Annotated in this window: 22 protein-coding genes and 1 riboswitch; of the genes, 5 read left to right on the top strand and 17 right to left on the bottom strand. The window is 70.9% G+C overall.

Translation table 11 applies throughout. The features are described from left to right. Positions 1-94: 94 nt before the first annotated feature. Together trpS and ABD858_RS19750 are read right to left on the bottom strand one after the other, a co-directional pair. Positions 95-1111: a tryptophan--tRNA ligase gene (gene trpS, locus ABD858_RS19755; protein WP_345039369.1), complete on the bottom strand. Its 1017-nt coding sequence runs from the start codon at positions 1109-1111 to the stop codon at positions 95-97. A 341-nt stretch (positions 1112-1452) separates the two neighbouring features. Then, positions 1453-2724 carry a serine hydroxymethyltransferase gene (locus ABD858_RS19750; protein WP_345039368.1) on the bottom strand — a complete coding sequence of 424 codons (1272 nt, stop codon included), beginning with the start codon at positions 2722-2724 and terminating at the stop codon, positions 1453-1455. Positions 2725-2763: 39 nt separating this feature from the next. Continuing rightward, positions 2764-2854, bottom strand: a riboswitch (ZMP/ZTP riboswitch). A 62-nt stretch (positions 2855-2916) separates the two neighbouring features. Between ABD858_RS19750 and rocD the strand changes: the two genes are divergently transcribed. Further along, a complete protein-coding gene (gene rocD, locus ABD858_RS19745; protein ID WP_345044704.1) occupies positions 2917-4209 on the top strand; it encodes an ornithine--oxo-acid transaminase in 1293 nt (430 codons plus the stop codon). An 8-nt stretch (positions 4210-4217) separates the two neighbouring features. Here the strand turns inward: rocD and ABD858_RS19740 are convergent, their stop codons facing one another. Genes ABD858_RS19740 through pdxR form a run of 3 tightly spaced genes read right to left on the bottom strand, consistent with a single transcriptional unit; the run spans position 4218 to position 7145 of the window. Further along, a complete protein-coding gene (locus ABD858_RS19740) occupies positions 4218-5423 on the bottom strand; it encodes a glutathionylspermidine synthase family protein (RefSeq protein WP_345039367.1) in 1206 nt (401 codons plus the stop codon). A gap of 14 nt (positions 5424-5437) precedes the next feature. After that, a complete protein-coding gene (locus ABD858_RS19735; RefSeq protein ID WP_345039365.1) occupies positions 5438-5704 on the bottom strand; it encodes a hypothetical protein in 267 nt (88 codons plus the stop codon). A 40-nt stretch (positions 5705-5744) separates the two neighbouring features. Then, positions 5745-7145 (bottom strand): MocR-like pyridoxine biosynthesis transcription factor PdxR, encoded by a 1401-nt coding sequence (gene pdxR, locus ABD858_RS19730; RefSeq protein WP_345039363.1) that lies wholly within the window; start codon positions 7143-7145, stop codon positions 5745-5747. 47 nt (positions 7146-7192) lie between these two features. On the opposite strand from pdxR, the gene ABD858_RS19725 reads away from it, so the two are divergent. Then, positions 7193-7693 carry a carboxymuconolactone decarboxylase family protein gene (locus ABD858_RS19725; protein WP_345039361.1) on the top strand — a complete coding sequence of 167 codons (501 nt, stop codon included), beginning with the start codon at positions 7193-7195 and terminating at the stop codon, positions 7691-7693. Position 7694: 1 nt separating this feature from the next. Beyond that, positions 7695-8405 (top strand): isocitrate lyase/PEP mutase family protein, encoded by a 711-nt coding sequence (locus tag ABD858_RS19720; protein WP_345039359.1) that lies wholly within the window; start codon positions 7695-7697, stop codon positions 8403-8405. Positions 8406-8474: 69 nt separating this feature from the next. Here the strand turns inward: ABD858_RS19720 and ABD858_RS19715 are convergent, their stop codons facing one another. The 9 genes from ABD858_RS19715 to ABD858_RS19675 form a co-directional block, all read right to left on the bottom strand. Then, on the bottom strand, positions 8475-8786 hold the full coding sequence (locus tag ABD858_RS19715) for a hypothetical protein (RefSeq protein WP_345039357.1): 312 nt from the start codon (positions 8784-8786) through the stop codon (positions 8475-8477). Continuing rightward, a complete protein-coding gene (locus ABD858_RS19710; RefSeq protein ID WP_345039355.1) occupies positions 8783-9127 on the bottom strand; it encodes a DUF6247 family protein in 345 nt (114 codons plus the stop codon). Before ABD858_RS19710 ends, ABD858_RS19715 begins: the two co-directional genes overlap by 4 nt. Positions 9128-9221: 94 nt before the next feature. Then, complete coding sequence (locus ABD858_RS19705) at positions 9222-9680, bottom strand: Imm21 family immunity protein (protein WP_345039353.1); 459 nt, start codon at positions 9678-9680, stop codon at positions 9222-9224. Between the two features lie 552 nt (positions 9681-10232). Beyond that, positions 10233-11222, bottom strand: coding sequence for a malate dehydrogenase (locus tag ABD858_RS19700; RefSeq protein WP_345039352.1), 990 nt, complete (start codon positions 11220-11222; stop codon positions 10233-10235). Positions 11223-11383: 161 nt separating this feature from the next. Beyond that, a complete protein-coding gene (locus tag ABD858_RS19695) occupies positions 11384-12367 on the bottom strand; it encodes an XRE family transcriptional regulator (RefSeq protein WP_345039351.1) in 984 nt (327 codons plus the stop codon). 307 nt (positions 12368-12674) lie between these two features. Next, complete coding sequence (locus ABD858_RS19690; RefSeq protein ID WP_345039350.1) at positions 12675-13304, bottom strand: hypothetical protein; 630 nt, start codon at positions 13302-13304, stop codon at positions 12675-12677. A 339-nt stretch (positions 13305-13643) separates the two neighbouring features. Next, positions 13644-13784 carry a hypothetical protein gene (locus tag ABD858_RS19685; RefSeq protein ID WP_425586229.1) on the bottom strand — a complete coding sequence of 47 codons (141 nt, stop codon included), beginning with the start codon at positions 13782-13784 and terminating at the stop codon, positions 13644-13646. Between the two features lie 43 nt (positions 13785-13827). Further along, positions 13828-14505, bottom strand: coding sequence for a DUF3017 domain-containing protein (locus tag ABD858_RS19680; protein WP_345039349.1), 678 nt, complete (start codon positions 14503-14505; stop codon positions 13828-13830). A 21-nt stretch (positions 14506-14526) separates the two neighbouring features. Next, positions 14527-15387, bottom strand: a complete 861-nt coding sequence (locus ABD858_RS19675) for a bifunctional methylenetetrahydrofolate dehydrogenase/methenyltetrahydrofolate cyclohydrolase (protein ID WP_345039347.1) — start codon at positions 15385-15387, stop codon at positions 14527-14529. Between the two features lie 236 nt (positions 15388-15623). Here ABD858_RS19675 and ABD858_RS19670 point away from each other — a divergent pair, with 236 nt between their 5' ends. Beyond that, positions 15624-16355, top strand: a complete 732-nt coding sequence (locus tag ABD858_RS19670; RefSeq protein ID WP_345039345.1) for an RDD family protein — start codon at positions 15624-15626, stop codon at positions 16353-16355. A 71-nt stretch (positions 16356-16426) separates the two neighbouring features. Here ABD858_RS19670 and purH read toward each other — a convergent pair whose 3' ends face one another. Next, positions 16427-17989: a bifunctional phosphoribosylaminoimidazolecarboxamide formyltransferase/IMP cyclohydrolase gene (gene purH, locus ABD858_RS19665; RefSeq protein WP_345039343.1), complete on the bottom strand. Its 1563-nt coding sequence runs from the start codon at positions 17987-17989 to the stop codon at positions 16427-16429. A gap of 10 nt (positions 17990-17999) precedes the next feature. Further along, on the bottom strand, positions 18000-18638 hold the full coding sequence (purN, locus tag ABD858_RS19660; protein WP_345039340.1) for a phosphoribosylglycinamide formyltransferase: 639 nt from the start codon (positions 18636-18638) through the stop codon (positions 18000-18002). Between the two features lie 251 nt (positions 18639-18889). On the opposite strand from purN, the gene ABD858_RS19655 reads away from it, so the two are divergent. After that, entirely contained in the window at positions 18890-19672 is a 783-nt protein-coding gene (locus ABD858_RS19655) for a hypothetical protein (protein ID WP_345039338.1), read from the top strand. Here the strand turns inward: ABD858_RS19655 and ABD858_RS19650 are convergent. Then, on the bottom strand, positions 19662-20987 hold the full coding sequence (locus tag ABD858_RS19650; RefSeq protein ID WP_345039336.1) for a cell division protein PerM: 1326 nt from the start codon (positions 20985-20987) through the stop codon (positions 19662-19664). The two genes, ABD858_RS19655 and ABD858_RS19650, sit on opposite strands and share 11 nt — an antisense overlap. Positions 20988-21000 lie beyond the last annotated feature (13 nt).

The raw sequence follows: 21000 nt of genomic DNA, 5'->3' as shown, positions 1-21000 counted from the left end.
TCCTCGGGTGCTCTGTGTGCAGTGTGGCGGGCGGGGCCGCTTCTGACCAGGGTCGTTGGTCACTACCGGCGATTGGGCCCCGTCCGGTGCGCGATCAGTGCTTGGCGGACAGGAAACCGACCTTCTCGTACGCCTGGGCCAGGGTCTCCGCGGCGACCGTGCGGGCCTTCTCGGCGCCCTTGGCGAGGATCGAGTCCAGCGTCTCCGGGTCGCCCAGGTACTCCTGGGTGCGGGTCCGGAACGGGGTGACGAACTCCACCATCACCTCGGCCAGATCGGTCTTGAGCGCGCCGTACATCTTGCCCTCGTACTCCTGCTCCAGCTCGGCGATCGTCCTGCCGGTGAGGGTGGAGTAGATGGTGAGCAGATTGGCGATGCCGGGCTTGTTCTCCACGTCGTAGCGGATCACGGTGTCGGTGTCGGTGACCGCGCTCTTGACCTTCTTGGCGGTGGCCTTCGGCTCGTCGAGCAGGTTGATCAGGCCCTTCGGCGTGGACGCCGACTTGCTCATCTTGACCGACGGGTCCTGAAGGTCGTAGATCTTCGCGGTCTCCTTGAGGATGTACGGAGACGGAATGGTGAACGTCTCGCCGAAGCGGGCGTTGAAGCGCTCCGCGAGATCGCGGGTCAGCTCGATGTGCTGGCGCTGGTCCTCGCCGACCGGCACCTCGTTGGCCTGGTACAGCAGGATGTCCGCGACCTGGAGGATCGGGTACGTGAACAGTCCGACCGTGGCGCGCTCGGCGCCCTGCTTGGCGGACTTGTCCTTGAACTGGGTCATCCGGGACGCCTCACCGAAGCCGGTGAGGCAGTTCATCACCCAGCCGAGCTGAGCGTGCTCGGGAACATGGCTCTGGACGAAGAGCGTGCAGCGCTCCGGGTCGAGCCCGGCCGCGAGCAGCTGCGCGGCGGCGAGCCGGGTGTTGGCCCGCAGCTCCGCGGGGTCCTGCGGAACGGTGATCGCGTGCAGGTCCACCACCATGTAGAAGGCGTCGTGGGTCTCCTGCAGGGCGACCCACTGGCGGACCGCACCGAGATAGTTGCCGAGGTGGAAAGAGCCTGCGGTGGGCTGGATTCCGGAAAGCACGCGAGGTCGATCAGCAGAGGCCATGCAACACATTGTCTCAGGTGACACCGACAGTCCGGGACACCTTCCACGCTCCGGACCGGTGCCGCTCGGGTTCTGGCCGGTGCCGCGACCGGCAACGTTTGCCCGTCGAGGAGCGGCGTCCGGTGCGTGCGATCGCAAGGCGGCCGAAGACCCTCGTAGCAGCGTTACTCGGGTTTTCGGCCAACGCAGCGGGGCTGCCTCTGGGGGCACCCCCAGAGGCAGCAGGGGGTGCCCCCAGAGGCAGCCCCCTCTCCCTTTCACAGCGTCGATATGCGCCTCCGGCGCGTGGTGGCGCGCCCCTTCGGCTCACTCGCCACGCCGGTCCGGAGCGCCCGGTTCCGTCAGTTGACCGGCAGGCCCGGCGCCGGATAGACGGCCATCAGCTCGGCGACCTCTGCGCGGATCGCGGCCAGCGCCTCCTCGTCACCGGTGCGGGAAGCGGTGACACCCCGGTCGATCCAGTCGGCCACGGAGGCCATGTGCTGGACGTCCAGGCCGCGCGAGGTCAGCGACGGCGTGCCGATGCGGATGCCGGAGGGATCGAAAGGCTTCCTGGGGTCGTACGGCACGGTGTTGTAGTTGACCACGATCCCGGCCCGGTCCAGGGCCTTCGCCGCCACCTTCCCGGGGACGTCCTTGTTGGTGAGGTCCATGAGGATCAGATGGTTGTCCGTACCGCCCGAGACCAGATCGAAGCCCCGTTCCACCAGCTCCTCGGCGAGGGCCTTGGCATTGGCGACGACCGAGGCGGCGTAGTCGCGGAAGGACGGCTGGGCCGCCTCGTGCAGGGCGACGGCGATGGCGGCGGTGGTCTGGTTGTGCGGGCCGCCCTGGAGTCCTGGGAAGACGGCCTTGTCGACGGCCTTGGCGTACTCCTCGCGGCACATCAGCATCGCGCCGCGCGGACCGCGCAGGGTCTTGTGGGTGGTCGTGGAGATCACGTCGGCGTGCGGTACGGGCGACGGGTGGGCGCCGCCCGCGATCAGGCCGGCGATGTGCGCCACATCCGCGACCAGTACGGCACCGGCCTCGCGGGCGATCTCCCCGAAGGCCGCGAAGTCGATGGTGCGGGGCAGCGCGGTGCCACCGCAGAAGATCACCTTCGGGCGCTCCTTGAGGGCGAGCTCCCGCACCTCGTCGAAGTCGATGCGCCCGTCGTCCTTGCGCACGCCGTACTGGACCCCGCGGAACCACTTGCCGGTCGCGGAGACACCCCAGCCGTGGGTGAGGTGGCCGCCCATCGGCAGGGCCATGCCCATGACGGTGTCGCCGGGCTCGGCGAAGGCGAGGTAGACCGCGAGGTTGGCCGGGGAGCCCGAGTAGGGCTGGACATTGGCGTGGTCGACGCCGAACAGGGCCGTCGCCCGGTCGATGGCGAGCTGCTCGACCCGGTCGATGTTCTGCTGGCCTTCGTAGTAACGCCGCCCGGGGTATCCCTCGCTGTACTTGTTCTGCAGGACTGTGCCGGAGGCCTCCAGAACCGCCTGCGACACGTAGTTCTCACTGGGGATCAGTCGCAGGGTGTCGGCCTGGAGCCGTTCCTCGGCGGCCACCAGCACCGCCAGCTCGGGGTCGGCAGCGGCCAGGGCGGGATGGGAGAGCGGGAGAGTCATGGCGTCCTCCGGGGCGGTCCGTCGTTTCGGTCGTGGAACCGGCGGCACCCAGGCGAGCGGTACCTCGATCGACTTGCCCCGCACGGCTTCCCCGGGGTCCCTTCCCCGTACGCCAGTCGCCGTGCGTACTCCCACCCTAGTGGCCGCACACGCCGGAAGGTTTCCGTGTCCGGCATGCGAGCGACGATAGAAATGGGCTCACCCTCACGCCCACCATGCCGCAGGACGAACGGAGAACCCGTGTCGACACCGACTGCATCGACCGCACAGTCCTGGCCGTCCTCCACCGCGGGAGCCATCGCCGCCGCGGAGGCGCACAGTGCGCACAACTACCACCCGCTGCCCGTCGTGGTCGCCTCGGCGGAGGGCGCCTGGATGACCGATGTCGAGGGGCGCCGCTACCTCGACATGCTCGCCGGGTACTCCGCGCTCAACTTCGGACACGGCAACCGGCGGCTGATCGATGCCGCCAAGGCCCAGCTGGAACGGGTCACCCTCACCTCGCGCGCCTTCCACCACGACCGGTTCGCCGACTTCTGCACCCAGCTCGCCGCGCTGTGCGGCAAGGACATGGTGCTGCCCATGAACACCGGGGCGGAGGCGGTGGAGACCGCGCTGAAGACCGCCCGCAAGTGGGGTTACAAGGTGAAGGGGGTGCCGCCGGGCCAGGCGAAGATCATCGTGGCGGCCAACAACTTCCACGGCCGTACGACCACGATCGTGTCCTTCTCCACCGACCACGAGGCACGCGAGGACTTCGGGCCGTACACCCCGGGCTTCGAGATCGTCCCCTACGGCGACCTCACCGCTCTGAGCCACGCCATGAGTGCCAACACGGTGGCGGTGCTGCTGGAGCCGATCCAGGGCGAGGCCGGGGTGCTGGTGCCGCCGCACGGCTATCTGGCGGGCGTCCGCGAGCTGACCCGCGAACGGAACGTCCTGTTCATCGCGGACGAGATCCAGTCCGGCCTCGGCCGCACCGGGAAGACCTTCGCCTGCGAGCACGAGGGCGTGGTCCCGGACATGTACGTCCTCGGCAAGGCGCTCGGCGGGGGTGTGGTGCCGGTGTCGGCGGTGGTGGCCGACGCGGGGATCCTGGGCGTCTTCAAGCCCGGCGAGCACGGCTCCACCTTCGGCGGGAACCCACTCGCCTGCGCGGTCGCCCTGGAGGTGATCGCGATGCTGCGCACCGGCGAGTACCAGCAGCGCGCCACCGAACTCGGCGAGCATCTGCACGCCGAGCTGAACCCGCTGATCGGCGGCGGCGCGGTGGAGGCCGTCCGCGGCCGCGGACTGTGGGCGGGCGTGGACATCGCGCCGAGCCGCGGCACCGGCCGGGAGATCTCCGAGAAGCTGCTGGACCGCGGAGTCCTGGTCAAGGACACGCACGGCCACACGATCCGGCTCGCCCCGCCGCTGGTCATCAGCAAGGAGGACCTGGACTGGGGCCTGGACCAGCTGCGCGCGGTGCTCAGTGGGGCGTGAGACGTGAGCTAGAGGACGACGTGGGGCAGGAAGCGCGCGTACTCGTCCGTGACCAGCCCCGACGACTCGCGGATGCCGAGCCCCGCCGCCTCGTCCTCGACGACCCAGGCGCCGAGCACCACCCGGTTGCCGTCGAAGTCGGGCAGCGGGGCCAGCTCCTGGTAACAGACGGGCTCGTCCCGTGTGTCTGACGGCATTGCTTCGTCGACGACGGGGGCGACGCCGGGTTCGTGCACGGTGACGCCCGCGCCCTCGCGGCCGAGCAGCGGCTTGGACACGTATCCCGTCGTACGCGCCAGCTCACGCGGCCCGTCCAGATACGCCGGCAGCAGATTCGGATGCCCCGGATACAGCTCCCACAGGATCGCCAGCAGCGCCTTGTTGGACAGCAGCATCTTCCAGGCCGGCTCGATCCAGCAGGTGCTGCCGGATCCGCCACCGTTGTCGAGGGTGTCCAGGACGTACGGGCCGAAACGGTCCGTGGCCAGCCACTCCCACGGGTAGAGCTTGAAGCAGCTGCGGATGAAGCGCAGCCGTTCGTCGACGAACCGGCCGCTGAGCCGGTCCCAGCCGATCCGCTCCACCGACAGCTGCTCGGTGTCGAGCCCCGCCTGCTCGGCGGTCTCGCGCAGATACGCCACCGTCATCAGGTCCTCGCCGAGCTCGTCCGCCTCGGTGTGGGCGAAGTGGACCGGGCCGGGCGGAAGGAGGGCCGCCTGCCGCTTCCAGGCGTCGACGAGGCGTTCGTGCAGGGAGTTCCACTGGTCGGCGCCCGGGAAGCGCTCCTCCATCCAGAACCACTGCGGGCTCGCGGCCTCCACCAGTGAGGTGGGGGTGTCGGCGTTGTACTCCAGCATTTTCGCCGGGCCCGTACCGTCGTAGCGCAGATCGAACCGCCCGTAGAGGGAGGGCAGTTCGGCGCGGCGCCGCCAGGACTCGGCGACCAGCCCGGCGAGCCGCGGGTCGGTGATGCCGAGCTCGGCGAAACGCTCCCGCTCGACGATGTGCGCGGCGGCGGCCAGGCACATGGCGTGCAGCTCCTCGACGGTCTGCTCCAGCGCCTCCACCTCGGAGAGCGAGAAGGAGTAGTAGGCGCTCTCGTCCCAGTAGGGGCGCAGCGAGTCGTCGGAGTAACGGGTCAGCGGATAGATCAGCCCCTGCCGCTCCACGGTCTGCTGCCAGCCGGGCCGGGGCTCGATGGTGTGACGTTCCATGGTGGTGTGCCCGCTCAGCCGCCGCCGGAGCCCGAGCCGCCGAAGCCGCCGCGGTCGACCGCCGACTTGTCGAAGCTGCCGCCCTCGACCCGGCCGTTCTTGACCTTGCCGCCGTAGTAGTACGTGCCGCTGCCGCCGGACTTGCACTCCTTCTTCGGGAGGACGTCCCTGGACACCGGATCGACGCAACGCCGGTCGGGCTCCGAACCGCACGACGTGAGCGCCGCCGCGAGGACCCCCACGCCGCCGAGCACCACCGCACTCGACCTCAGCCTGCGCATTCGCGCCCCTCCCCTGCTCCTTCGGTGAACGCGGCACACACTACGGCAGCGCCCGGCACAGTGCGTCGAGCGTGCCCGTCCAGGCGCTGTCCGGAGGGGTGGCGTAGCCGACGACCAGCGCGTCTCCGGCCGGCGCCTCGGTGGAGGGGTGACGGAAGCGGGAGAGGCCCTCCAGGGCCAGCCCCTGGTAGGCCGCGGCCTGGACGACGGAACGCTCGGTGCCCGGCGGGAGTTCGAGAACGGCGTGCAGACCGGCCGCGATGCCGGTGACCCGGATGTCCGGGGCGCGTTCGGCGAGGGCCGCGACGAGCTGGTCGCGGCGGCGCCGATAGCGCTGCCGCATGCCGCGCACATGGCGGTCGTACGCGCCGGAGGCGATGAACTCCGCGAGGGTCAGCTGGTCCAGCGCACTGGACACCCAGTCGACCCCGCCCTTCGCCTCGGCCACCTCGCCCACCAGCTCGTCGGGCAGCACCATCCAGGCCAGCCGCAGGCCGGGGGCGAGGGACTTGCTCGCCGTGCCGAGGTAGACGACACGGTCCGGGTCAAGACCCTGGAGGGCACCGACGGGCTGACGGTCGTAGCGGAACTCCCCGTCGTAGTCGTCCTCCAGGATCAGCCCGCCGGTGCCGCGCGCCCAGTCCACGGCGGCGGCGCGCCGGTCCGGCGGCAGCGGTATGCCCATGGGGAACTGGTGCGCGGGTGTCATCAGCACCGCGCCCTGGGCGCCCAGTGCGTCCGTGCGCGTGCCGAGGCCGTCGAGCGGCAGGGCGGGCAGCCTCAGTCCGCGCTCCCTGAGCAGGTCCCAGTGCACATCGAGCCCGTACGACTCGACCGCCACCTCACGCACGCGCCGCCGCCGCCGCAGCACCTTGGCCATCAGCATCAGCCCGTGCACGAAACCGGAGCAGACGACGATCCGGTCCGGCTCGGCATACACGCCGCGCGCCCGCGCCAGATAGTCGGCGAGCACGGTGCGCAGCTCCACGCGGCCGCACGGATCTCCGTATCCGAAGGCCTCGTTGGGCGCCGCCGTCAGCGCCCGGCGGGCCGCCTTGAGCCACTCCGCGCGGGGGAAGGAGGCGAGGTCGGGTTGGCCGGGCATCAGGCTGTACGCCGGACGCCGGCGGGCCGGTCTGCGGGGTGCGGGGGCAGGTACAGGCCGGCGCGGCGCGGACCGCTGGGCGACCCGTGTGCCGGAACCCTGCCGGGCGGTGAGCCAGCCCTCGGCGACCAGTTCGGCGTAGGCGTCGGCGACGGTGTTCCGGGCGATGCCGAGGTCGGCGGCGAGGGAGCGGGAGGAGGGCAGCCGGGTGCCGGGGGCCAGCCTGCCGGTGCGCACCGCCTCGCGCAGCGCGTCCATCAGGCCCGTACGCAGACCGGAGCCGGCCGGCTCGATGTGGAGATCTACGCCCGTAAGAGTGGCCCGGGAATCCGTCATGGAAGTGGACCATACTCCTGGGCTACCGGTCGCCTAGGTTCGTCCACATGACCACAGCGAACCCGGAATACCTGCCCGAACACACCCCCCGCCTGCAGTGGGCCAAGCACGCCCCCGACGTGTACAAGGCCATGGTCAACCTGGACATCGCGGCCAGGAAGGACCTCGACCCGGCGCTCTACGAACTCGTCAAGATCCGTGCCTCGCAGATCAACCACTGCGCCTTCTGTATCGACATGCACACCAAGGACGCCCTCGCGGCCGGCGAGTCCGTCGAGCGGATCGTGCAGCTGAGCGCCTGGGAGGAATCGAAGCACTTCTACACGGCGAAGGAGATCGCCGCGATCGAACTCACCGAGGCCGTCACCGTCCTGACGGACGGTTTCGTTCCGGACGAGGTGTTCGAGAAGGCGGCCAAGCACTTCGACGAGACCGAACTGTCCCAGCTCATCGCGGCGATCACCGCGATCAACGCCTGGAACCGCTTCGCGGTGAGCACCCGCATGGTGCCCGGTCACTACAAGCCCGGCAAGTACAAGGGGCTCTGACATGACTGCCGCCGAGTTCCGGGCCCTGCACCACACCGGGCGGACGCTCGTCCTGCCCGGCCCGTGGGACGCGGCCAGTGCCCGGGTCTTCGCCGATGCCGGCTTCCCCGCCCTGGCCACGCCGAGCGCGGGGGTGTCGGCGTCGCTGGGGTACGAGGACGGGGAGACCCCGGCCGACGAGATGTTCGCGGCCGTGGCCCGTATCGCCCGTGCGGTGGACATCCCGGTGTCGGCCGATGTCGAGGACGGCTATGGCCTCGCGCCGAAGGAACTGGTGGCCCGGATCCTGGACACCGGTGCGGTCGGCTGCAACCTGGAGGACTCCTCCGGGGGCGTCCTCAAGGACCCGCACGCCCATGCGGAGTGGCTGGCCGAGGTACGGGCCGAGGCGGGCGACCGGCTCTTCGTCAACGCCCGCGTGGACACGTTCCTGCATGGCGTCACCGACCCGGCCGAGGCGGTCGCCCGCGCGCTGCTGTACGTGGAGGCGGGAGTCGACTGCATCTACCCGATCATGGCCCCGACCGAGGAGCTGAAGGTGCTGGCCGCCGCGATCCCGGCCCCGCTGAACGCACTCGCCCTGCCCGGCGGCCCGTCGCCGCAGCGACTCGGCGAACTGGGCGCCACCCGCGTCACGTTCGGCCCCGGCCTGCACCGCCGCGCGATGGCGGCCGTAGCGGAGATCGCTCAGGAATACGGCCCCGTACGCTGACGCGCACCGTGCGGCGGGCCGGCTCCGGCGGCTACGGGCCGGCCCTGAAGAAGCCCACTGCCATCGCCATCACTGCCAGAACAGTTCTTCCACGACGATCTGCGGGTCTTCGACACGGCGTACGGAAACGAAGCGGAGCCATCCCCGGCCATGATCGAAGTTCAGGATGTGGGGCCCCCGGGGGCGGGTCGACCTGGCCGGTTCGAGGTGGAAACCTTCTGGCAGCTCGTCGTCAGGCAGGTACGGGTTCCGGGCAGTGACCAGTTCGGCCATGCCATCCCTGATCGTCTTGCGTACGTGCTCGGGAAGCGAGTCCCGGTAGGCGGCGCATTCCTCCACCCAGTCCGCCTGCCAGGGCGGGCCCATGAAGTCGTCGGTCACTGTCCGGGTTCCACCTGTCGGGCTTCTCGGCGGAGGTGTCCGGCTTCTTCGAGGAGCGCCCTGGCGCGGTCGATGTCGGCCGCTTGAGCGGCCTCGTCTTCCAGGCGGCGCACCTTGGCCTCCAGAAGCGGGTCGCGCGCGATGGCGTACTCGCCCCACCAGCGGGCCAGGAACGCTGGGACCGGCGCGAGGTCGAAGGTGTCGGCGATCGCGCGCTGCCAGTGGGCATCGAAATCAGGCAGGAGAGCAGGAGCGTTCTCCGCGATGGCGGCGCGCAGGGCCTTGGGATTGCGCTCGGGCATGGGCGGGATACCCGAGTCGGCGATGGGCGCTGTGGTCATCGGCTCCTCCTCGCAGGCTCGACTCGACAGAATAGTCCGCTTGGTCCGCAGCTGCGCGCCCCCTTCCGAATGATCAGCACAGAAGGAATAGGGGTCAGGCGAGGATAAGCCGGTCGAGCCGGAACTCCGATTCATCGCCCGGGAAGATGGAAAGAGACTGCACTCGGTATTTTCCCTTCGGAACGTCGATGCGGAAGATGTCCGAATCACTGACATCACTCCCACGCATCGCAGAGTCCAAGAGCGTGTACCGGCCTTCGAGGGCAATCTCGAAGAGGTCCTGCCAGTCCGAGGATTCCCTGGCGGCCTCCACCGCCCGCTCCAGTCCTTGATCGTCATCGGCGGCCACCCAGCGAACGAACGTCATGGCATGCTGGATATAGGCGATGGGGAGGGGTTCACCCCCCAGCGTCACGACGTCGCCATGGCCCGGCAGACTGATCTTGCCGACTGAATCGGCAGCCACCGCGTCAGCCTCGGTGCCATCCCAGTCCGCCACATACGCATTCGGGCACAGCACATACAGGCCAAAGTCCGTTTCGAGCCACCTCACCAGCAGTCCCCTCTTCCCGTTCTCGCGCTTCGTGGCGCACTCGAGCCACGACGATCCCCTGTTCCCTGCACACGCCGTCAGGCCGAAGTGCCGCACCCGGCACGAACCCGCAGGTGGGGGTGGCACCGTCAGGCGGCCGCCCAGCGCGGAAAGGCGTCCCGGCATCACCGCGGCGACCCTCGCCGCCGAGCGCGACCTGCTTCGGCCGGCCCCCATCTCTGCCGATGCTGGGGAGATCGCGGCGAGGATCGCCGTCGAGCGCGGCGTCGCCCTGCCCACTCCCTCACCCGCCGAGCCCCCGCCTGCACCCCCGGCACCGGGCCGCCCACCGCGTCCAGCCCCTTGTAAGCCACTGGGGCAATACACAAGATGCCGAACAATCTGCTGAACCATCACGCGAGATACTGAAGGACTGAGCGGCGCCCGACAGTGGTGGCGCGTCGTGCTGTGGGACTCAGGTGCTCCGCCGCGCGGGGAAGCCGGTCGTACACAGCACTGTGGGGCACCGCTGAATGCGGCGCCCCACAGTGGCAGTCGTACGGGTCGTACGTACTAGATCAGGCCGAGCGCGCGGACCGCGTCGCGCTCCTCGGCGAGCTCGGCGACCGAGGCGTCGATGCGGGTGCGGGAGAACTCGTTGATGTCCAGGCCCTGGACGATCTCGTACTTGCCGTCCTTGCAGGTGACCGGGAAGGAGGAGATCAGGCCCTCCGGGACGCCGTAGGAGCCGTCCGACGGGATGCCCATGGAGGTCCAGTCGCCCTCGGCGGTGCCGTTGACCCAGGTGTGGACGTGGTCGATGGCGGCGTTCGCGGCGGAGGCGGCCGAGGAGGCGCCACGGGCCTCGATGATCGCGGCGCCGCGCTTGGCGACGGTCGGGATGAAGGTGTCGGCCAGCCACTGCTCGTCGTTGACGACCTCGGCGGCGTTCTTGCCGGCGATCTCCGCGTGGAAGATGTCCGGGTACTGGGTGGCCGAGTGGTTGCCCCAGATCGTCAGCTTCTTGATGTCGGAGACGGTGGCGCCGGTCTTCGCGGCCAGCTGCGACATGGCGCGGTTGTGGTCGAGGCGGGTCATCGCGGTGAAGCGCTCGGCCGGTACGTCCGGGGCGGCGGCCTGGGCGATCAGGGCGTTGGTGTTGGCCGGGTTGCCGACGACCAGGACCTTGATGTCGTCCGCGGCGTGGTCGTTGATGGCCTTGCCCTGCGGCTTGAAGATGCCGCCGTTGGCGGAGAGCAGGTCGCCGCGCTCCATGCCCTTCGTCCGCGGGCGGGCACCGACCAGCAGCGCGACGTTGGCGCCGTCGAAGCCGACGTTCGGGTCGTCGGTGATCTCGATGCCGCGCAGCAGCGGGAAGGCGCAGTCGTCGAGCTCCATGGCGGTGCCCTCGGCGGCCTTCAGGCCCTGCGGGATCTCGAGGAGACGAAGCTTGACCGGCACATCCGAGCCGAGCAGGTGACCGGACGCGATGCGGAAGAGCAGCGCGTAACCGATCTGGCCGGCCGCGCCGGTGACGGTGACGTTGACAGGAGTGCGGGTCATGGCGATCTCCGTTGTGACAGCTGTGGCGGCGGGTGTCCCTGCCCGGTTGTTTCCGGATCTCTCTATGTCGAGAGACCCAGCGGCCAGGCTATCCGAAGGCGGGGGCGTCCAACCCCCGCCCCCCTTGTGGGACACCGCACATGCCCACGGTATTACCGCTGTCACTGCTGCGTCGTGCACCCCTTCACACCGGTGGTGAGCGTCGCGCAGGCCTTGGCCGTACCGGCGTCGGCCGCCGCCACCATCGGCGTGTACGCGTCGTTGTCCGCGTCGACCGTGCCGGCCTGCGCGGCCCCTGCGCCCCCGCTGATCGTCACCTTGTCACCGGGTGTGGCCTGGGTGATACGTGCCCACGCCGCCCCGCATGTCTTGCTGTATCGGACCTCGACGAGCGCCGCGCCCACCTTGACGCGGGAGGTCGTCGTCGCGAACTGGCCGCCGCAGCCCATGGTCTCCGGGTCCTGGCCCGCGCAGTCGGCACCGGCGCACTTCACTCCGGCCGGCAGCTCGGGGGCCGCGGTGGTGGGACTGACCGGCGGCTTCTCGTTCGCCGTCTTGCCGCCGTCCTGGCCGCCCAGGTCGAGAAGCAGCACCGCGGCCGCGATCAGCAGCAGCGCGCCGACGATGCCCGCCAGGAACATCGTCGCCCTGCGCCGCCCGCCTCCGCTGTCGGACGGGCCGCCGGCGGACGGCGGCTGCGCCGAGTAGCCCCGGTCCTGGCCGTGACCGGTTCCCGGCGGCGCGACCGTACCGGAAGCGCCGGCCGCCGGACGCACCTTGCCGTTCTTGGCGGCCGGGGTGGGCCCGAACTCGCCGAGCGCCGCGCGGGCCTCCGAGATCCGGATCGCCTGCATGGTCATGTCGTGCCGCATCTCGGAACGGCTCCAGGCGCGCTCCGCGAGCTCCCACATGGTGGCGAGATGCGCCGGGTTGGTGCCGGTCACGTCGGCGAGCGCGATGATCGCGCCCTTGGGCGCGAGCAGCCGGCCGTTGAGGTAACGCTCCCAGGAAGTCTTGCTGTAGCCGGTACGGTCGGCCACCGCGGAAATGCTCAGTCCGCTGCGGTCGACGAGCCGTCGCAGCTGGCTGGCGAACTCCCTCACCTGCGGATCGAGTTCCTCCGGTAGCGCCTTCCAACGAGGCATTGCCTCCCCCTTGTCCCCCCGGTACGTGCCTGTCTGTCCCCCGAGCCGCCGCGCCCCCGCCTTCGCCCTAGGACCGGCTGCCCAAGGGGATGTCCCAAGCCAGGATGTCAGTTCCGGGGGCAGGAGCGCACGGGAGCACGAAGAACCGGAACGCTCTTCGTTGCACGCCCCCGGTCCGAAATGCTCGTTCGGTGTTGCATTGTCCAGAACGTCGAGGGATTGTCCGGCACGGTCGCAGTAACAGGGAGGGCGGAAACGCCGGCCCGATTCCGGAGGGCCGGCGTTTCCCGGGGTCCGGGTGGCACTGTCACCACTCGTCGTAGCCGCCGAACTCGCCGTAGCCGCCGATCACGCGGAAACTGCCCACGACACCGTCGTCGAAGAACGCACCCCCGTGGACGGTGGGGGTCACCACGCCGTTGGTGGCGCCATAGGGGCCGACAACGGCGACCGGAGCACCGTTGTCGCAGGTGAACCCGCGGAAGACCTCAACGGTTTTCTTGCTGTCGTTGAAGATGTTGAAGCTGCTGGAGCCCAGCCCACTGGCCGCGGTGATACAGCCGTCCCCGTAGGCGGAGTACTCCCGTTCATTGAAGTAGATCCTTCCCCGATCCCTGCGCTCGTGGTCGCGACCGCGACCCCCCTCGTCACGGCCACGACCCTCCTCGCCGCGGCCTTCGTCCCTCTTTCCGCTACCGCTGCCGAGGGGAGCCGCGGCGGGGGCCGCCTTCGGATCGGAGGCGGCGGGGGCCGCCTTCGGGTCGGACGGGGCCGCCTTCCGGACAGGCGGGGCCGCCCGCTGAACGGACGGGGCCGCCCGCTGGACGGACGGGGCGGCCTGGGTGGATCCGGCGGTCGCGGCGTAGACGATGCCGGTGGTGGCCAGGACCGCTGCGCCTACTCCGGCAGCGGCCACAGCGAAGGTGCTCGTGGGCATGTCACTTCCCTCTGTCTCACAGACGCCGGCCGGGCAGCCGACTTGCGATGAACGTACTTACAGCCCCTTTTGCTGTCATATCGGACATGTCCAAGGTGTGACACCAGAGGGCCGGTCGAGTGCAAACGCGACTCGCATCGCATATCGACGAAATATCTGTCATTCCATCAAAACCGGAACGGCGGCCCGGCCGCCCGGTTACAGCTTGGCGGAACGGTCACTTCCGCGTCACAGACAACTGGCGTCTCTTGCCTGGGATTTGTCGCGACCATGACCCTGTGGATACAACGGCGCCCGCCCTCCCACGGGGGTGAGGACGGGCGCCGTCAGCGGCCGGCTTCAGCCGGCCGCGGGCTTCTTCCGCAGGTTCCGGTCGATCGCCGCCAGGAACTGCTCGGTCGTCAGCCAGGGCTGCTCAGGGCCGATCAGGCCTGCCAGATCCTTGGTCGTCCGGCCGCCCTCGACGGTCTCGATACACACCTGCTCCAGGGATCCCTCTCGCGCTCTCGGCTGCTCAGGGTTGCTAACGCACGGTGAAGTGGACCACGGCCTCCAGGAACGGAAGCTCCAGCCAGGGGTTCGGCATCGCCATCAGCGCGAGCAGAGTGATGGCGGTGCCGAATGCGCCGTACGTCACGATGTCCGTGAAACGGGAGCGCACGGCAAGCATGCCCACGGAGGGCAGCAGCCAGCGGAACACCGCGCCGGTGAGCATGGCGAGACCGATCAGAATCAGCCCGATCCGGAACGCCTGGGAGAACGGATCGAGCGCGACGAGCAGCAGCCCGGCCCCGGCGACGCCGATCACGGTGAGCAGCGGCCACTGACGCGCGGGGGCCGGCGCGTCCCCGGGAGCGGCCCGCCCTCCGCCCTCGGGGCGTGCGGTGTCCTGGGTGACGACCTGGAAGCGCCGCGACGTCCGCGCCGCGGGCCCGGCGCCGCCCGTTTCCGCGCTGGTGCCTCGCGCGGCGTCACCGCCGCGCGAGGTGGCCGTACGGCCGTCCCGGCCCGCGACGGCCGGTGCGGCCTCGTGTGCGGTCGCGCCGGAGGCGGCGAGCGCCGTGGCGTCGCGGCCGTCGGCGCCGGCGGCCGCGGTGCCGTTCACGTCGGCGTCACCGGCGCCGTGGCTGCCGCCGCGTGCCGGAACGCTCCCGTTCGAACCGGCTTCGGTGCCGATTCCGTCGTTCGGCCGTACGGCCATGCGCTCGCCCTTTCCGGTCGGTCAGCTCGCCGCGGCGGCTCGCTCGGCCGCCTCGACGACATTGACGAGGAGCTGGGCCCGCGTCATCGGGCCGACGCCGCCCGGGTTCGGGGAGAGCCAGCCGGCGACCTCCGCGACACCGGGGTGGACATCGCCGACGATCTTGCCGTTCTCGTCACGGCTGACGCCGACGTCGAGGACGGCCGCGCCCGGCTTGACGTCCTCGGGCTTGACGATGTGCGGCACACCGGCCGCGGCGACGATGATGTCGGCCCGGCGCAGGTGCGCGGACAGGTCCCGGGTGCCGGTGTGGCACTGGGTCACCGTGGAGTTCTCGGAGCGGCGCGTGAGCAGCAGCGGCATCGGCCGGCCGATGGTGGTGCCGCGGCCGACCACGACGACCTCGGCGCCGTTGAGTTCGACTCCGTAGCGGCGCAGCAGCTGGACGATGCCGAACGGCGTGCAGGGCAGCGGGGCGGGCTCGTTCAGGACGAGTCGGCCGAGGTTCGTGGGGTGCAGTCCGTCGGCGTCCTTCGCCGGGTCCATCAGCTCCAGGATCCGGTTCTCGTCGATGCCCTTGGGCAGCGGCAGCTGCACGATGTACCCGGTGCACTCCGGGTCGTCGTTCAGCTCCCGTACGACCGCCTCGATCTCCTCCTGCGTGGCGGTGGCGGGCAGTTCGCGCTGGATGGAGGCGATACCGACCTCCGCGCAGTCGCGGTGCTTGCCGGCGACGTACTTGTGGCTGCCGGGGTCGTCACCGACCAGGACGGTGCCGAGGCCCGGGGTGATGCCCTTGGCCTTGAGGGCCGCCACGCGGGCGGTCAGATCGGACTTGATCGCGGCTGCTGTGGCCTTGCCATCGAGAATCTGGGCGGTCATGACGCCATCCTCCCGGATGGACCCGCCCCGGTTCCAATCCGGGCACCGGCACCGTGATCACCGCTCACCCAGGTTGCACTTGGACAACACATCGAGTTACCGGCTGGACAAACTTACAAGACTTTTATAACGATGATCGGCACAGTGCCGCGGGCACTGCCGGGGGGCGGACCGCATCAGTTCCATGTTTCCTCCGCGTGGCCGCGTCGTCCCCGCACAACGGAGGAAGTCCCCAGATGAGCTTCGGCGACCCGAACAACCCCTATGGGCAGCAGCCCCAGCAGGGCGGCCAGCCCGGCTACGGCTACCCCCAGCAGCAGCCCGGCGTCCCGCAGCAGCCGGGCGTCCCGCCGCAGCCCGGCTACGGCTACCCGCAGCAGCCGGGCCAGCCGTACGGCGCGGTCCCGCCTCAGGCGCCGGGCACGCTGCAGGCGAACAACGGCTACATCAACGTGGCGGGTCTGGGCACCGTTCAGGTCGCGACGATGGGCCGCCGCCTCGGTGCGCGTCTGATCGACGCCGTGGCCATCGGCGTCCTGTACTTCATCCTGAGCGCCATCGGCGTCGCGGGCGTGTTCGGCCTCGCCAAGAGCGCCGACGACTGCGGCGACTACATGGACCCGGGCTACCAGAGCTGCATCGACGACGCGGCCGGCGGCATCATCGCCACGTTCTTCGGCATGATGCTCATCTTCTTCCTCGTCACGCTGCTGTACGAGTGGCTGATGATCGCCTTCGCCGGTGCCACCCTCGGCAAGATGGCGCTGGGCCTGAAGGTCGTCAAGGAGAACACCGGTCAGGTCCCGGGCGTCGGCGGCGGCTTCATCCGCTGGATCATCCCGATCGTGGGCGCCTTCCTCTGCTACATCGGCATGATCCTGGTCTACCTGTCGCCGTTCTTCGACAACTCCGGGAAGCTGCAGGGCTGGCACGACCGTGCCGCCGGCACCCTGGTGATCAAGAAGTAAGGGCAGAACGCACGGCGGAAGGCCGCGCCCCGCATTCCGCGGGGCGCGGCCTTCCGTCATTCCGTCATGTGTCAGTGGAAGAAGTGGCGCGTACCCGTGAAGTACATGGTCACGCCCGCCTTCTGCGCGGCCTCGACGACCAGCTCGTCGCGGACCGAGCCGCCCGGCTGGACCACGGCCCTGACGCCGGCGTCGATCAGGATCTGCAGCCCGTCCGGGAACGGGAAGAAGGCGTCGGAGGCGGCGTACGAGCCCTGCGCACGCTCCGCGCCCGCGCGCTCCACGGCGAGCTTCGCCGAGTCGACGCGGTTGACCTGGCCCATGCCGACGCCGACCGAGGCGCCGTCCTTGGCGAGCAGGATCGCGTTGGACTTGACGGCCCGGCAGGCCTTCCACGCGAAGGCCAGCTCGGCGAGCTCCTCGGCGCCGAGCGCCTCACCGGTGGCCAGGGTCCAGTTGGCCGGGTCGTCGCCCGCGGCCTGGAGGCGGTCGGTGACCTGGAGCAGCGCACCGCCGTCGATCGGCTTGACCTCGACCGGGGCGGCCGGGGCCTCGGGGCAGCGCAGCACGCGGATGTTCTTCTTGCGGGCGAGGATCTCGACCGCGCCGTCCTCGTAGTCCGGGGCCACGATGACCTCGGTGAAGATCTCGGCGACCTGCTCGGCCATGGCGACGGACACCGGGCGGTTGACGGCGATCACACCGCCGAAGGCGGACAGCGGGTCGCAGGCGTGCGCCTTGCGGTGGGCCTCGGCGACGTCCGCGCCGGTCGCGATGCCGCACGGGTTGGCGTGCTTGATGATCGCCACGGCGGGCTCGGAGTGGTCGTACGCGGCGCGGCGCGCGGCCTCGGTGTCCGTGTAGTTGTTGAAGGACATCTCCTTGCCGTGCAGCTGCTCGGCCTCGGCGAGCCCGCCCTGGCCGTTCACGTACAGCGCGGCGCCCTGGTGGGGGTTCTCGCCGTAGCGGAGCACGTTCTTGCGCTCGAACGTGGCACCCAGGAAGTCGGGGAACGACGACTCGTCGGCCGGGGCGTACTCGCCGGCGAACCAGGAGGCCACCGCCACGTCGTAGGCGGCGGTGTGCTGGAACGCCTCCGCGGCCAGTCGCTTGCGGGTGGCCAGGTCGAAGCCGCCGTCCTTGACCGCGGCGATGACGTCGGCGTACCGCTCGGGGCTGGTGACGATCGCGACCGAGGGGTGGTTCTTGGCGGCGGCGCGGACCATCGACGGGCCGCCGATGTCGATCTGCTCGACGCACTCGTCGGGGGTGGCGCCGGAGGCGACGGTCTCCCGGAACGGGTAGAGGTTCACGACCACCAGGTCGAACGGCTCGACGCCCAGCTCGGCGAGCTGCGCGCGGTGCGATTCGAGGCGCAGGTCGGCGAGGATGCCGGCGTGCACGCGCGGGTGCAGCGTCTTGACCCGGCCGTCCAGGCACTCGGGGAAGCCGGTGAGCTCCTCGACCTTGGTGACCGGTACCCCGGCGGCCGCGATCCTCCCGGCGGTGGAACCGGTCGACACGAGCTGGACGCCCGCCTCGTGCAGGCCCCGGGCCAGCTCCTCCAGGCCCGTCTTGTCGTAGACGCTGACCAGAGCGCGGCGGATGGGGCGCTTGTTGCCTTCGGCGGTCACGGACCCCTCTTTATTCACCGACATGAACCTTTCGTCCCTCGATGCGATAACCGTCGCGGGCCAGCCGACCCACGACCTCGACGAGCAGCGTGCGCTCGACTTCCTTGATGCGCTCATGGAGAGCGGCTTCGTCGTCCTCGTCCCGTACCTCGACCACGCCCTGCGCGATGATCGGGCCGGTGTCGACGCCGTCGTCGACGAAGTGAACGGTGCACCCGGTGACCTTCGCGCCGTACGCGAGCGCGTCGCGCACGCCATGGGCCCCGGGGAAGCTGGGCAGCAGGGCGGGGTGGGTGTTCACGGTCCGCCCGCCGAAGCGTGCGAGGAACTCCTGGCCCACGATCTTCATGAAGCCGGCCGAGACGACCAGATCGGGTTCGTAGGCCGAGACGGCCTCGGCCAGCGCCGCGTCCCACTCCGCGCGGCTGCCGTAGTCCGTGACCTTGCAGACAAAGGTGGGCAGTCCGGCGCGCGTGGCGCGCTCGAGACCGGTGATGTCGTCGCGGTCGGCGCCGACCGCGACGATCCGGGCACCGAAACCGTCCGGGTCCGCGGCGATGGCGTCGAGCAAAGCCTGGAGATTCGTACCGGAGCCGGAGACCAGCACCACGATGCGGGCCGGGCGGGCGGAGGAGGGCGGGGAGGCCACAGGGGTCTCTTTCTCGCGGGGGTGCTGCGTCTTGTGCGGTCGTACGAATGAATTGCGCCCCCCGATACGGGGAACTCTACGAATGCGCCGACCGTCAGCAACGATACCGGCACTCCCAACGGCCCCCACGGGACGGGGGCCGGGCCGGGAGGTAGCGTCTGGGGCAGAGGGCCTGTTCCCGGACGGGCCAGAGACGACACAAGACCGGCGTGCGCCTCGCGCACCGGGTCCGAGGGGATGACGTTCACCACATGCCGGACCGACGCCGCCGCGCGGCCCTCCGCCCTCTCCCGTTCGCCCGTCCCGCGGGCGCACCGGTGCTGCGGGAGCGGTCGTCCTCGTCCACCGGGGCCTCCGGCTCCGATGGCTGGGGGAGCGACAATCCGTTCGCGCCGCCGCCGGAGGGCAGGCCCGACCAGCCGTGGCAGCCGCGCAGGCCGGCGAACGGCGGCTCCGGGGACGGTGAGGGTTCCCCGGACTCCGCAGGCTCCCCCGGCGACGGCGGGAACACCCCCGAGGACAGGCCCGTGTGGGGCAGCCAGTGGAGCAGCCGCCAGCCCGGCCGCGCCCCCGGCGGCTTCGGCGGCCGGCCCGGCGGCCAGGGCGGCCCCGAGGGCCCGGGCGGCCCGGGCAGCGGTCTGCGCTGGGATCCCACGGACCCCGTCCAGCGACGCGCCCGCTACGCCCTGCTCTCCGGCATGTGGGCGTTCTTCTTCGCGCTCTTCGGCCAGATCGCGATCGCGCTGCTGCTCGGCTCCCTGGCGCTGTACTGGGGCATCAGTTCGCTGCGCGCCACGCCGAAGCCGCGGCCGGACGGAAACCCCCAGGCCGGCAAGCCGCAGCGCACGGCGGCGGTGAGCGGACTGGTGACGGCGTCCCTCGCCCTGATGATGGTGGCAACGGCGTACACCACCCAGATCGTGTACCGCGACTTCTACACGTGCGTGGACGATTCGCTGACCAAGACCGCCCAGGTGTCCTGCAACCAGATGCTGCCGGAGTGGCTGCGCCCGGCGATCGGCGTCAGGCAGTAGGCGGTCCGCCGGGCCGGGTACCGGGAGCGTCCGACGGCAGGAACTCGTACGCCTCGTGGCTCGGCTCGGGCGCCGGTACGCGTACGAGCCTTGGCATACGGTGCCGTGCCGGTGCCCGGTGCCGCGCGCGCTTTCCGCGCCGCACCGGCTCGATGCCCCGCAGCCGCCACGCCCGCACCGTGACCGCCCCCGGCACCGCGAGCACCGCCATCCAGGCCAGCGCGGCAACGCCCGTCCGCCACCACACCGGCCCGAACTCGGCGAGCCGCCCCGTGCCCAGCGGGCCGCCCGACGCCGCCGCCAGCGCGGCCACCGCCACCGCGCACCCGGTCGCCGCCAGTGCCGCGGCCAGCGCGGTCTCGCCCACGCTCCAGGGGCGCTCGCCGCCCGTCGCGGCCCGTACCGTGCAGCGTGCGATCGCCACCGCCCCGGCGACCGGCACGGCGGCGGCCGCCCAGTTCAGCGGAGTGCCGTGTGCCTGAGTGGGCACGGCGGCCAGCAGTGGGAAGTGAGGGAGCACCGGCGTACCGGCAACCGCGAGCGGGGTCACCGTCACCGCCGCACCGGCGGCGAAACCGGGCCCCAGGCCGTATGCCGCGCCCCATACCGCCGCGTTCGGCACCAGCGCGACGCTCAGCAGCAGCACCGCGATCCGGCCCGGCCACTCCCCCGCGAGCTGCACGAACGATTCCCGTGCCGGCCCCGCGTGCCACGCGAGCGACACCCCGGCCAGCAGCGCCCCGCCGACGACCAGCACCAGAACGCCGAAAGCGGCCGCCCGGGCCACGGCCCGCACACCTCCCGGCACCCAGGTGGACAGCGGCCCGGACGGGAATCCGCTCTCGGCCCACACGCCGGCCACAGCGGCCCCCGCCGCCACCAGTGGCAGATGCAGCGCGGCGCTGAGCGGGGCCGAGGGCAGCGGCCCGGCTGCCGCATAGAGCGCGGCGGCACCGCCGACGGCGAGATACCCGCAGGTCACGGCAGTGATGGCGGACCCCGCGGCCACAGACTCCTCCGGTGTGTCCCGCTCGTCCCGCGCGGCGCGGTAGGCCAGGAACACGGGCAGCGCGGCAAGCAGCAAGGGCGTCACTCCCACGGGCACGGGCGCCCCGCCGAGCGCGCCGGCCGGCCTCGCGAGCTCCGCGCCGTGGGCCAGCAGCCACAGCCCGGCGGCGATGTGCAGGGCACCCCCGGGGCCGCTGTCCGGGTACGGCGAGCTGATCCACAGCACCATGACGAGCACGGCGAACGAGCCGAGCCCGAGCCCCGCCACGAGCGCCCCGCGCAGAAAAAACGTCGCCACTTGGGTCACATCGCCATGCTGC

This window comes from Streptomyces sannanensis, assembly GCF_039536205.1.
GTDB lineage: Bacteria > Actinomycetota > Actinomycetes > Streptomycetales > Streptomycetaceae > Streptomyces > Streptomyces sannanensis.
Note: the sequence above shows the minus strand (reverse complement) of the source record. Positions and strands in the feature narration are given on the sequence as shown.